The sequence below is a fragment of the Calditrichota bacterium genome (genome assembly GCA_013112635.1).
Lineage (GTDB): Bacteria > Calditrichota > Calditrichia > Calditrichales > J004 > JABFGF01.
In genome coordinates, this window is sequence record JABFGF010000004.1 from 425755 (window position 1) to 439419 (window position 13665).

Here is a 13665-nt window from a genome sequence, read left to right on the forward strand (position 1 = left end):
CAATATTCACAAATAGATAAGTCTTTATATTTTATAGATTTAGAATTTTCCTGTGTCTTTTGATTTCTTATTACTTGGAAATGATATAGAATGCATTCCCAGAAGTGAGAATTTTCGATTTAACTTGGTGAGCTCTAATTGAAGAATCTAATCTCATAAAAACAAAACCCCTTTACCATCATTAACAGTAAAGGGGATTCGTGCTTTAACCAACTATCAGCGGAGGGTGTTATGATTTCATAATACTGCGATACATCTTATCATTTTCAATTTTTTAGCACTGTCAATCGGGGCAGAATTAACAATTTTCGCTTCAGGCTCAGTCCCAGTTCCGGTAGACAAGAAAACTTGTCGCATCAGGTTCAGATCAGTATTCAGTTTAAGCAGTGCTTTTATCAGCAGGAGTTGATGAATCCTTTTCCAGCTCATGATCTCAATAACATGTTGAATTTATATTCAAATTCTGTACCAAAAATGTGTTGCAAACACAAGGTGTTGTTATTTAACGGCTTAGCGAAAAACAGATTTACTGTAGTTTCTCATAATTGGGAAGAAGTATAGGATGTTCTAATCTGGAGAGAAATATGTGAGATTATTATGTAAAAATGGTATTAATTGTTGTTATAAAGCTTTGATTCTCTCTCTATCATCCAATCCACAAATACTTCTGTGGCTTTCACCAGATAATATATTCCTAAAACAATAAGCGCAACTATTGCAAAGTTTTTATAAAGGATGTTTTGTAATAATTCATAAGATAAATGATCCTGAATATTCAGTGCCATTTCAATAATTATCAATCCTGTGATAAGAAATGATGCTTGCTCTTTAATGGTAGCCAAATATTGGAAACGGGCATTTTTATAAATATGGCCAAATACGTGACCCGGAAAGATTTTATTCCATTGAATAATTCGTCTGCATGAAATACCATCACTGGCGTTCATCTTATATGAATTAAACATATTTTTTACAATGGCAGTCTGAACATACCCCCTGCGGCTTTCACTTACCAGGAAAGTAAAAAACTTATGTGTATAGGTAATAAGGATTGCATTTGAAATTAAACCAAGCAAAACCATAAATACGAGCATATCAGTATCAAACTTTGTACGAAAAGAATATGCCAGAACATAAGCAGGGGAAAACAAAACCATGTATGCAAATCCTTTTCCGATTGCTTTTAAAAACAGGACTAAAGCCGGTTTATAATCTTCCCAATATTGCTTCCAATTTTTAAACCCGGTTTGTTTTTTAATATAAAAATACATTTCTATCAAATAGGCTTGTCTTTTTTGCTTTAGTCTAATAAAACGATAAATACCCAATGTTTGAACGCCATACCAGGTTAGCACAAGTGTAATTACATAAACAAATATAAATTTTAGATACATCCATGCTATCGTCCAAACCTGCCGGGTTGTGATTGGGCTTTGGCCGTCATTATTTACTGTAGATTTTAAAACTTGTTGCTGACGATATGTTACAATGTCTTCAATTAAACCAGCATGTTTTTGGTCTTGCCATGGTTCAAAAATATTGAGTGACTCTTCCAGAATTGCCCTGTGCATTGGATTATCAAAATCAAGGAAATCCAGGTTAAGCCATCTCTCAATTTCCCTATTTTGGCTTAACTGGGATCTTTTCTGAATATTATTAAAGTAAATAATCAGCGAAATTAGCAAAACGCTAATCAACGCAAAACTTATAATATGTTCGAGCCATTTTTTGCTAATCTTGGGCATTGTAACCTAATTGTTAATGTTTGGTAAAGATTTATTTTACCATTATTTCAATAGCTGTGCCAGTAGAATAAACAGGAAAGGAACTACCGGCAAAAATCGCTTCAATCTCATTTGTAAAATAATTTATGCTTTTTTCAAATTTTTCAGGTGGAACATTTTGCAATTGTAGCACCACACCTTTTATGTTTGATTCCATACTCCAAAAAGGCGCCGGCCGGTTTTGGTTATACGATGCATTAAGTTTTTTATACAATTGTGTGTAAACCTTATTGGCTTTTTCAATTTTTGAATAAACCTGCCTAAGCAAGGTGTCATCAATTTTGATACTCGCTGTATCAGCATTTTCTGTGTTGCTCTTTTTTAAGCTTAATCTGCCTTGCGGGCTTATCCAACCAAAATCCCTTTTGCCCGATTGGAGTTGAACAAAGTAATTATTTTTATTCTGGAAATGGGCTTTCAATTGTGTACCCTTCTCGAGATACGTTCTATTATACTTTTTGCTTTCTTCATTAAATGGAATTTTTCTAAACAAAACCGCTTTATTCTGGATAATGGAAAAAGTTTGTTCAAGAATAGAACAATTGTTTATAATGTGGCTTAAAGTATTATTCTCCCGACTTAAAAGTTTTCCCAGATCATTAAGAGTAAAGAAATATTGCTTTCCTTCAAATTCAACCTTCATTGCTTTAGTAAATTGATCGCTTAGCAAAGTGTTTTCTTCTATAATTTTCCAGGGAGTAAATTTGTGAAAAAGTTTTTTATCACTAGAAGAAATTTTTTGCTGATAGCGGTTTAGTATTTCATAATCAGCAGGGTTTTCTGCAATAAAGAAACTTGCATTATTATCGGTCTGAGCAGAAAGCTTTATTGTAATAATAAACAGGAGAATTATTTTAAATATATAAATTTTCATTTTCCTTAAAAATTAATCAATTACAAAAACCCTGCTAAAAATACTGGCAGGGTTGTTTTGTCAATCTATTAAATAAGCACTTTACTAATGCGGTCTATTCTTCTTTTTTCTCCTGCCATTTTTCTATGGTAGAAAGCTGGGATGCTACACCGTATAAATCTATAGACTTCTCATCAAACTGGGTTGAAAAATAAGCCGTTGATGGCAAAGAAAAAAGCCAGGCCCCTAAAGCCAAATTCTGGTCCAACATGTCTATGCGGCTTGCAAACTCCTGACGGTCATAAACGCGGCGGGTAGACATAAAGCCATAAATATATTCCAGTAAAGTTTTTGTATCATCATAATCCTCACCGGAACGGCTTAAATCCAAACGGAAAAAATTCTTATCAGCCTGAAAAGAATCTGTGTTATAAACCCTGTTACCACGGCCATCGGAATCTGTTACCAGATTAACTTTATGTAATGCCAAATTTGGCTCGCGTAAAAAAACAGAATACAAATCATAAAAGAAATTACTGCTATAGCCGTTGATTGCAATCAGGACAGCATCATAATTGCCGTTTTTGATATCCTCATTTTTAACTGCTCTGGCCCGTAACTTTCCGTTAAACAAATTGCGGTCGTTAAAAATCTCCAGCAACTCGCTATATTCTTCTCTAAAACCATAATTTAAATTTGCCTGGATAATTATCGAATCCGGTAGAACAGATAAATCGGCATTACCTTTTTCTTTTAATGGCACAATAATCGGATCGTCTCCATCTACATAATATGATGAAGATGGAAAAACGCTATGGTTTAGATAATCATCATAATTATCCTTATTTCCTTTATAATCTGCAATATGTCTTTGTTGCTCTGTGCCAACTTTATAAAAACGATCCATAACAGTTTTGTTATTGATAAGTTTACGTAGCTCAGTCCGCTGTTGACGATTCAATCTTTCCGTATTAAAAAGCAGTGCAAAATATGTTGTGCTGATATTAGACTTAAAGAAAAAATCCTCAGGATCTTCCAGGATTGGTGACAGGCTGCCAAATGGTGTGGTTAGTAAAACATTAAAATTTGTATTGTTTAATTCTGTTGTAAAAGTGCTGTTATCGATATATGGTTTTAAATTCAGGTTGTCGATTTCTGCACTTTGAGATGGATTGTTGACATAATTACTAATATCGGCATTGGGAGTTATGGCCATAAACGGGCCTGTTCCCATGCTGTATTGAGAAGCCAGCATATCTGAATCGTATGGTAATATTTTAAAGGAAAGCATTTCTTTCACATCATCTTCTGTCCATACCCGGAATGGTTTAAAGCGAAATTGAATCTCATAATTTTCATCCGGTCCGGTAAACTCCAGGCGTTCCATCGATTGTGTCAATAAAAGGTAATCAGGTGAAAGGCTGCCAAGACGCTGAATCCTGCGTAAGGTAAAATTGAGATCCTGGGCTGTAAAAAAAACACCTGTTTTTTCTTCTACTTTTACGTTTTCATCCTCGTCGACTGTAATGTCATAGCTGCGATGCCATTTCTTTTTCGGCTTCAAGCGCACAGTTACAACATATTCCGGAGAGATTTCAACAAGTTCTCCCAATCCATTTTCATAGGTAATACCGCTCGGATTGGCTGAGACATTAAACAGACCGTCAAATATCACTTCATCCAGTTTATCCGATAGAGACACAGAACTTGGTAAATGCGGATCAACAGATGGTTTTTGATGTGCGATATATGGGATAGCAATCTGGTTTTCAAGATTTTTCCAGGGTGCCCAAATATATAGCAAAACAGCCGATGCTAGGACAACTACAACTCCACCAATTATCAAACCTTTTTTCATTTTCGTTTCCTTTCTATAATTATTTTAAAAAATATTTGCACAAGAGTCGCAGAGTACACAGAGTTAATAAACTAAATTATTAAGTTTTACATTTTCTCTTTAATCAACCTTTTTACACCATTTTTCATTACGCTTACATTAAAATTTAACAATAGCCCCACTTCTATCCCGGATAGCTTTAAATAAGAGATTAATTGTGCTTCATGGATAGGAAGAATATTATCAACAGATTTCAACTCCAGAACGACTTTGTCTTCTACAACTATATCAATAATATAGGCGCAATCTAGTTTAACTGTTTTGTATTTCACTGGGAGTTTTACTTGTTTTCTAAATTTCAGCTGTCTTTGGGATAATTCGAAACACAAACACGCTTCGTAGGCCGATTCCAACAAACCCAGCCCCAGTTCTTTATGGACATCAATACAGGCACCGATTATTTCTTGTGTTAATTTTTCATACAATAAATTTTTCATCTCGTTACCCTATGTGCCCATGGCATAATATTTTATGATTTTCCTCAATGCTCTCCGCGTCTCCTTATTGATTACAAATTTTAATTTTTACGCAGGATTGGTTCCTGGGCATTAATACTAACTTCAAAAACCTTTAATGAATTATGTTTAAAATGAACCTCAAAAACACTATCTCCATCTTTAACTACTTCCAGAGGTGCAATCAAAGCTGTGTAATTATTATCTTCAGATGGAGCTGTAATTGTAAAACGGCCTTCTGCTTTTAACAGTTTTTTGTTCATTGTCATCTTCTCATACCACGATGAACTTCCGGCGTCTTTGGCTACCTCTTTTGGTAATTTCACATTTACATCCCAAGTTGCAAAATAAGCATCTGTCGGGATGCGGAAATTAATCTTAACTACATAAGTATTTTCACCCGTAGGATTGTTTGTTGTAGGTAATGCATAAACCTTTCGGAAATCTCCTTGCTTAGTAATCCATTTAGAGGCTGATGGATCACATTCTCCGACTAATGTCTTCAATTTTCTATCATCACCTTTGTAATGCTGTCCATGTGTAACTATGGCCCGCGCTTTTAAGACACCATTGTTATTAATGTTTTTAGTGAAATCTTTATAAAGCGCCTTTATGGCTTTGGCAGGAAATTCAATTTCTTTCAAAGATTTGAGACGACCGTTTAATTTCTGTTTTCTCAACTTAAGATCATTTTGACTCCCTGAAGTGAACGTAATATCCCATGCGGCTTTAAAAACAGGATCAGAATACAGCCCTTCAACATCATTAACTTCGACATATTTTGCTGCGACAAATGCATTTACTTTCTGGCGTGTTACACGCTCAACCCGATTCAGCAAAGTGTCCTCCATCGCTTTTACGGCAATCCGCTTTTTGGGTTTAATGCTTTGCAGTTTTAAAAAATCATTGTTTAAATGAAGCGAGCGCAACCCTTCTTCTGCACCTCGCCAATCTTGTGTTTTAAGTGCTGATTTTATTAATGACTTTTGACGGGATAACGATTTTTCATCCAGGCTGGAATACATTTTTGGTAAAAACTTCAATGCCTTATTGCGGTTGATCAACTGAATCATTTGGCGGTATGATTTGCTGGAAGCATAGCGGTTCAATTGGCTTACTATACCGTTGGCCCGTTTATATTCATCTCCAACCCGAATCAACTCGCTGTGTAAAGAATGAATTGCATTATTCAAAAGTTTTGAACATTTGGCAGAAGAAAAATTCTTATGCTGACGAAAACCCGCTGAAGGAAGTTTTTTCTTAAACTGCGTTACCTGTTGGGAAACACCGCTAAAATAAGAATTATCAGGCCACTTATTATAAGAAGATACCTTACGCCGGATATCATCCACATTAGATCGTGTTTCTGAAAGGGCATGAGCTTTATTATTATAATCTTCTACAAAAGAGGCTAGTTGTTTGTAAGCACCCGGCTTTGTCGATCCAATTACATTGTATAACTCATTAACATTGTCAACATTAAGATCAATTGGCTCAAAGTCATTTTTTTTGCGAATGTGTTCTTCATAAAATGGGGTAAGTTCATCAAGCCTTGCATCAAAAACACGGTTTGCTTCATTTATAATATTATTTGGGTAACGGTCTTTATGCTGATAGAATTCCAAAAAACCAGGGATAGATTGTGCAAATGCAGGCATATCATTCCGGGTTTTTAATTCACTTTCAAATAACATCAGTGCATTGGTATAGTTTTTCTGAAAAGTAAGCTCGAGATCAATATCTTCTTTTAATGTAAGATAGTTTTGATAAGCTTCATCGCTTGAATTTAAGATAGATGCCGGAAATAATTTTTCAATGGAAGCCAATTGCAAAAACAGGCTTTCAAGGTTTCCTGTTTTTTCTTCCAGCTCGCTCAGTAGTCTGCTAAAGTTCAAATCATTTAATGAAACACTGCCACCAATATTTTCATATGTCAGCCTGTCCACTTTATTCTCTGCCAATATATTTTGGAATGATTCGTACTGGGTTTCAAATTTATAGCGCCACTGAGGAAGATAGCGGTAGTTCAGATCGAGCAAAAGTTCATCTTTATAAACATTTTCTATAACCCAGTAAAATTTTTGCACACTACTACTTACCGGATAGGCTGCTTCATTGGCATCGGACGAGGCTTCATTTTGAACCCGGGATAAGATTCCTTTATCCTTATCAAAGCGGTCTGCTAAAGCTGAAACAATTTTATCTCTATCAGTAACGTCAATTAAAAGGTAAAAATTGTTTGCCGGTGGTGCAGGAAACTCGATATAATATTTTTTATCTTTATCCAGTTCAAATGGATCCCCATCATCTTGAATCTCAATGTACGCGCCTTCTGCAGGTATAACTTCCGGATCGGGCTGTAATTGCTTAAAAGCAGCACAACTTATTAAGAATGGGATTAGGCCTAAAACAGCAATACGAATCTTCATCATATCCTCTCAGGTTTTATGATTTCATTAACACGGGTTTATTTTTTTGAATAATATTTACTAAGACGTTGGTTCTACTAAATCAGTTCAAAAGTTGTTGCAAAAACTTTGCCTCTTTTTAGATTCTTTCATAAAAAATTAAAAATTTATGCAGGAACAGATTAATATGGCTATATTAAACCACTCTTTATCAAGCAATCATAATTAATTTAACTTAACTTTTTTTAAGAAAAGAAAAAACTTAACCCCAAATATTACTAATAATAAATTCCGCACCCAAATTATGACATTGCTTTTTATCTATCTCTCAATTGCCGTTTTTGTTTCATTTTTATGTTCAATTCTTGAAGCCGTCTTATTAAGTATCACACCGGCTTTTATAAATATAAAAATCCAGGAAAAGAAAAAAAGCGGGCACGATCTTAAGAAATTAAAAGATAATATTGACCGCCCCTTATCGGCCATTCTTACTTTAAATACTTTTGCCCATACAGCAGGCGCTGCCGGCGTTGGAGCTCAAGCACAACTTGTTTGGGGAAATGAATACCTTACGGTTGTTTCATTCGCCCTTACTTTGATAATTCTTTTTGTTTCTGAAATAATCCCCAAAACTATTGGTGCTGTGTATTGGAAAAAACTGGCTGCCCCGGCAGCAGCAACTTTAAAATATCTGGTAATTATTTTAATGCCAGCTGTTTGGATTAGTCAGTTCCTGACAAGCATCCTTAAAACAGAGAATCAAAAAAGTGTGCTTAGCCGGGCAGATTTTCATGCTATGACAGAGATTGGGTTACAGGATGGTGTCTTTCGGGAGAGTGAATCTACCATTATTAAAAACCTGCTTAACTTCAACTCTATCACAGTTGAAGATATAATGACTCCTCGCACAGTAGTGATTGCCGAAGACGAAGAGATGACTTTGCTTGAATTTACTAAAAAGCATCCCGAATTCAGGTTTTCTAGAATCCCTGTTTATAAGAAAAAAATTGATAGTATTACCGGGTTTGTTTTAAAAGATGAAGTTTTACAAAACTTACTACAAAAAAGCGAGAACAAACATTTAAAAGACATTCGTAGAAAAATTGAAGCTGTTCCAGAAATAGTTTCCATTCCAGAATTGTTTAAGTTGTTAATCGAAAAAAACACACACATTGCCATGGTTGTAGATGAATATGGTGGAATGGCCGGTATTGTAACAATGGAAGATATTATCGAAACATTATTGGGATTAGAAATTACGGACGAGCTGGATAAGGTTGAGGACTTGCAGGAACTAGCCCGTTCCAATTGGGAGAAACGGGCGAAAAAACTAGGATTAATTAATAAAAAGAATAGCTAAAAAAGAGATTGCATAAACTGTTCAACTTCTAATTGAAGGTCACGAATTTCACCCATTAGTAATAAAAATTCATGATCATCAATATTTAAAACAGACATTACTGTATTTGCAAGTTGCTGGTTAACTTTTTTATTTAACTGACGGATAGAAAACTCAGCACATAAACTACCCACACAAAGAATCCTTTTATAATCAGCCTTAGAATCATCATCAGAAATATGGCTAATAACATCTATTGTGTGGTTTTCACAAGCAAGTTTAATCGGGTTCGGCAATTTCCAGTAGGTGCAAACCAAGCTTCCAAATGTAGAGCTGGAAGGAATATTAAGTTCTTTTTCTACCTGGGAAAAAAGCAGTCCTTTTTTTTCGCCTATATTGATGATTTCTTGATAATGATCAGGATAAAATTTTAAATAAACCAATGAGCCAATATCATGCAGTAAGGCAGCAGACCAAAGTTCATCACGATCTAAATAGCGTGCATATTTCGTAGCCAATAATTTTACACATAAAGCAGTGTAATAAGATTTATACCAGAATTGTTTAATGTCATTTTCTTTTCCGGCGTCAATTGATTTTATCACAGACAAGGATAAAACTATACGATATATTTCGTTAATCCCTAAAAATGCAATAGCAATTTTGAGATCAGTGATTTCTTTCCGAAGTCCGTAGTAGGCTGAATTGACAATTTTTAATATTTGTGCTGTTAAAGATACATCAACACTTACTAGTTTTGAGATATCGTTTACATTTGTTTCTTCACTCTCCATTATGTCGTGGATACGCGTCAATATTTGTGGAAGAGGAGGAAGTTTATTATGACTTTTAAACAACTCGTCAGACGTAATTTCAATAGGAGGAAGTTCTTTCGGATCCATTTTTTAAATCAAACCTGTTTTTTGTCACTTGTAATTATGTAACTGTCTTCGGATGATATATAAAAAAAATAACCTCTGTATTTAAAAAAGATACTTTTTTATGAAAAACTCGTTAATTAGTTCAAATCTTTTCAGATTACATCCTTTTCTGGAATTTTTTCTAATTCTATTTATCGCTTTAGGTGATTTTATTGTTTCTGCTTTTAAATGGCTCACAATTGAAGGTTCCGGGAACTCTACAGTTAGTTATGGTAATGATGACATCCTTAATTTACTTATTTATGAAACGATTGTTTTAATAATTATCGTCCTTATACTCAAATGGCAACAATGGTCGTTAAAAGATTTTGGTCTAAGATTTTCCATAGACAAAATAACGGCAGGATTAGTCTTATTCATTTCACATTACCTTATGTACTTATTACTTTTTAGTTTGTTTGGGGATTTTTTTCTGGATTCAGAAGGTACTGCCGGCTCTTCCGCAACAATTTCCTTTTCAACAAGTTTAAATATTTTACCTTTAACTTTATTTTCAATTTTCAATCCAATTTTTGAAGAGTTTATCCTGGTTGGATATATCGTTTCAGCAATGCGCAATCGTTTTGGGATTATTGCGTGTGTATTTATAAGCATGCTGTTCAGGGTTTCATTTCATATATACCAGGGACCGATTATTTTACTCTCAATATTACCAATGGGAATAATGTATGCCGTTTTCTTTTGGTACAAAAGAAGCATACTACCTTTAGTTATTGGCCATGGTCTGATGGATTTTTTAAGTTTTTTTGTCTTGATGACCATCCAGGGAAACCAGTATTAAACGACAACAAGAGGATTTATGAATATACATGAACAACTTATAAATACTTTTTATACGGCCTTTACAAAAGGTGACTACAAAACAATGCAAAAATGCTACCATCAGGATGCACAATTTTCTGATCCTGTATTTCAAGGCCTGGACAGTAAAGAAGTAAAAGCCATGTGGCATATGTTATGTGAAAATGGAAAGGATTTACAAGTAACTTTTGGAAATATCGGAATCTTTGATACCTCAGCAAAAGTTACATGGAAAGCTGTTTATAGTTTTGGAAAAAATAGAAGAATTGTCCATAATGTAATTGATGCACAATTTTATTTTAAAGATGGGTTGATTATTCAACATATTGATTCTTTTAATTTATGGAAATGGTCAAAAATGGCCTTGGGACTTCCGGCATTTTTACTTGGCTGGACCGGTTTTATGCAGGAAAAAGTTCGCCAAACAGCCAAAAAACAATTGGCACAATTTACTAAAAAACACCCTGAATATATTTAGTTCACAAAATAAAATCCTGATTATACAAAGAGAAGATTTAAACTAAAAACTGCCAAACTCATCGTCATCAAGATCAATTGTTGGCTCTTCTGTAAGCTTATTTTGTTTTGGCTTTTGCTTTTTTTTGCGTTTAGGCACCTCATTTGCTTCTTGAGATATTCCGGCTTTTTGTAATAAATCTCCTATCTTTCGCTCATTTTGTTTTAAACGAAACTTATTTAATATTTGTTTTAGCTGAACTGATTGTGATGATAACTCTTCAGCTGTGGCAGCACCTTCTTCCGCCGCTGCTGATTGTGATTGGGTTACCTGGTCGATCTGGCTCAATGCTATTGAGGTCTGATCAATTGCTGAAACTTGTTCGGATGAGGCAGTTGCAATATCTCCAACTAACGAACTCACTTTTGTTATCTCTCCAATTATTTCATTAAGAGCTTCCGAAGTTTTATCAACAATAGTTGTACCAATTTTTACTTTTTCGGTAGAGTCTTCTATCAATTCAGTAGTTTCACTAGCTGCTTTAGCGCTACGTTGCGCCAAGTTACGTACTTCTTCTGCAACCACTGCAAAACCTTTCCCATGGACTCCTGCACGGGCAGCTTCAACAGCTGCATTTAATGCTAATAAATTTGTCTGGAAAGCAATTTCATCAATGACCTTGATAATTTTTGAAATCTCATTAGATGAATCATTTATATTACCCATTGCAGAAACCATTTCCCTCATTCGCTCATTACCTTTTTCTGCACTTTTACGGGAACTAATAGTAAGTGTATTTGCTTTGGAGGAATTCTCTTCATTTTTACGGGATTGCTGACTAATCTCGGTAATCGAAGCTGATGTTTCTTCAAGAGAGCTTGCTGCTTTGGTGGTGCCCTGAGAGATAGACTGGCTGGAATCGGATACCTGTATTGCGCCGCTCGAAACCTGATCCGCTGCGAGAGATACCTGGCTAAGTAAATCATTCATTGATATTAATGAATTATTTAAAGCATCTTTTAGCTTAGCATGGTCGCCCTTATAATCTCCAACCATACTTACGGTTAAATCACCTGAAGACATTTTATCCAAACAACTTTGTGCTTCCTTAACCGGATTAATAATATTATCTATTGTACTATTTATACCACTAATAATTTTTTTATAACTTCCCGGAAATTTGTTTGCATTGCCACGCACATTTAAATTTCCTTGTTCCGCTGCTTTTGTTAAGTATAGACCTTCTTCTATTAATGCATTTAAATTATACCTAATACTGTTTAGTGCCTCGGTAATAATCATTTGTTCACCGGGCAGATCATGCATTTTTCGCTCAAGATTACCAACCGAATATTCTTTTAATATTCCAATTGCATCATCTATAGGGACTGTAATTGAGTCCATTGCCTCGTTTAGCATTTCCAACATTTTTGTATATTCACCTGAGGCGACTGAGATATCGCTTCTGGCAGCGGTATTTCCTTTTTTATACTCTTCTGCAAGTTTATTAATTTCAATAACAACGTTATTTATCATTCCTACATTAGCAATGTTCTCTTCTTGGTGTTCTTTCAATGATTTTATCATGTTATTAATTGAACACGCCAATTCACCTAACTCATCTTCACTATTAATTTGAACTTCTTGTTCTAAGTTGCCTTCGCCAACCTGGTGCGCAGTATCCTTAAGTATTAATATTTGAGAAACAACTTTCCTTAAAACATAAAAAATAATCATCGTTGCGAATAATGCTATTACTAATGTCCAAACTATGCCAGCAAATCGATTGGACGCAATTTGAACATTAACATTCTCTAAAGAATAATTTAATATAATGGTGCCATAATCATGGTCGTTGTATGAAATGGATGAAACAATAACCACATTATTATCTTCAGTTTTCAGACCTTTTTTTTGGGCAAATTGTTCAGTATCAATTGCCAGTGAATTAGGGTTGTAGTCTACAAATACCGAATTACTTTCATCCAAAATAGCAATATAGTTTACATTTTCATTTTCCTTTGCCCAATCAAAGGCCTCTGTTACCAGAACAAAGTTATCATCTGCAAAACCTGCTCCTACAGAGAGTGAGAGCATTTCAGCTATTAAACCAATTTCTGATTTTACAGATTTCAAACTTATATCTTTTTGTTTGCCTGGAAAATAAATCGCAATAAATATGACTACGCATAAAAAGACAGCAAGAAAAATTCCAGATAGTCTCATATTTAATGATCTTTTAAACAGTTCAAAAACCTTCATTACAGTTCCCCATTTGATGCTTATATGATGATTATAAAATTCTACTTAATAGTTGCTATGGTTTTTACATCATCCGATACTTTTGAAGTGCTTACAAACCCTATAGCTCCGGGTGTTGAAGCAACTTTTTGTACAACCTCATCTTCTGACCCAAGGGATTTTGGAGCCTTTCCCTCGCCGGTAAGTTGAGCTTTCATCCACGTTTTTTTCAAATCGTTGGCTTTAGAACCAATATGGCCATAAAACTTATTTTGTGATTCACCTTTGGTTTTAAGATTAAATACAACAATTTTTGATCCATCCGCCCATTTGGTTGTTTTTAGTGTATAAATACTTTTTAGTTTTCCAGCATCCAGTGATGATTCGGAAACCGATTTGTTTACAATTATAGAAACCTGAGCATTGGCTGCCATGCTAAACATCAGGATTATAACAAAAGACAAAATATATTTTTTCATTTTATACCTC

12 protein-coding genes are annotated in these 13665 nt (G+C 34.6%); 3 read left to right on the forward strand and 9 right to left on the reverse strand.

Going from position 1 to position 13665, the window contains the following annotated elements; genetic code table 11:
* Positions 1-237 precede the first annotated feature (237 nt).
* The 6 genes from HND50_13350 to HND50_13375 all read right to left on the reverse strand — a co-directional run bounded on the left by HND50_13350 (position 238) and on the right by HND50_13375 (position 7421).
* The gene (locus HND50_13350) at positions 238-429 is read right to left on the reverse strand and encodes a hypothetical protein (GenBank protein NOG46220.1); all 192 of its coding nucleotides are present in this window, start codon (positions 427-429) and stop codon (positions 238-240) included.
* Between the two features lie 182 nt (positions 430-611).
* Positions 612-1745 (reverse strand): hypothetical protein, encoded by a 1134-nt coding sequence (locus tag HND50_13355; GenBank protein ID NOG46221.1) that lies wholly within the window; start codon positions 1743-1745, stop codon positions 612-614.
* 31 nt (positions 1746-1776) lie between these two features.
* Positions 1777-2658: a hypothetical protein gene (locus tag HND50_13360; protein NOG46222.1), complete on the reverse strand. Its 882-nt coding sequence runs from the start codon at positions 2656-2658 to the stop codon at positions 1777-1779.
* Between the two features lie 94 nt (positions 2659-2752).
* Entirely contained in the window at positions 2753-4495 is a 1743-nt protein-coding gene (locus HND50_13365) for a hypothetical protein (GenBank protein ID NOG46223.1), read from the reverse strand.
* 86 nt (positions 4496-4581) lie between these two features.
* Positions 4582-4971 carry a GxxExxY protein gene (locus HND50_13370; protein ID NOG46224.1) on the reverse strand — a complete coding sequence of 130 codons (390 nt, stop codon included), beginning with the start codon at positions 4969-4971 and terminating at the stop codon, positions 4582-4584.
* An 80-nt stretch (positions 4972-5051) separates the two neighbouring features.
* Complete coding sequence (locus HND50_13375) at positions 5052-7421, reverse strand: hypothetical protein (protein NOG46225.1); 2370 nt, start codon at positions 7419-7421, stop codon at positions 5052-5054.
* 280 nt (positions 7422-7701) lie between these two features.
* Between HND50_13375 and HND50_13380 the strand changes: the two genes are divergently transcribed.
* A complete protein-coding gene (locus HND50_13380) occupies positions 7702-8757 on the forward strand; it encodes an HlyC/CorC family transporter (protein ID NOG46226.1) in 1056 nt (351 codons plus the stop codon).
* On the opposite strand, the gene HND50_13385 is transcribed toward HND50_13380, so the two are convergent.
* Complete coding sequence (locus HND50_13385; protein NOG46227.1) at positions 8754-9638, reverse strand: HDOD domain-containing protein; 885 nt, start codon at positions 9636-9638, stop codon at positions 8754-8756. The two genes, HND50_13380 and HND50_13385, sit on opposite strands and share 4 nt — an antisense overlap.
* Before the next feature lie 100 nt (positions 9639-9738).
* Between HND50_13385 and HND50_13390 the strand changes: the two genes are divergently transcribed.
* Both HND50_13390 and HND50_13395 read left to right on the forward strand, forming a co-directional pair.
* On the forward strand, positions 9739-10458 hold the full coding sequence (locus HND50_13390) for a CPBP family intramembrane metalloprotease (GenBank protein ID NOG46228.1): 720 nt from the start codon (positions 9739-9741) through the stop codon (positions 10456-10458).
* Positions 10459-10476: 18 nt separating this feature from the next.
* Positions 10477-10956 carry a nuclear transport factor 2 family protein gene (locus HND50_13395; GenBank protein NOG46229.1) on the forward strand — a complete coding sequence of 160 codons (480 nt, stop codon included), beginning with the start codon at positions 10477-10479 and terminating at the stop codon, positions 10954-10956.
* Between the two features lie 42 nt (positions 10957-10998).
* On the opposite strand, the gene HND50_13400 is transcribed toward HND50_13395, so the two are convergent.
* Together HND50_13400 and HND50_13405 are read right to left on the reverse strand one after the other, a co-directional pair.
* A complete protein-coding gene (locus HND50_13400) occupies positions 10999-13197 on the reverse strand; it encodes a HAMP domain-containing protein (GenBank protein ID NOG46230.1) in 2199 nt (732 codons plus the stop codon).
* A 41-nt stretch (positions 13198-13238) separates the two neighbouring features.
* Entirely contained in the window at positions 13239-13655 is a 417-nt protein-coding gene (locus HND50_13405; GenBank protein ID NOG46231.1) for a hypothetical protein, read from the reverse strand.
* Between the last annotated feature and the right edge of the window lie 10 nt (positions 13656-13665).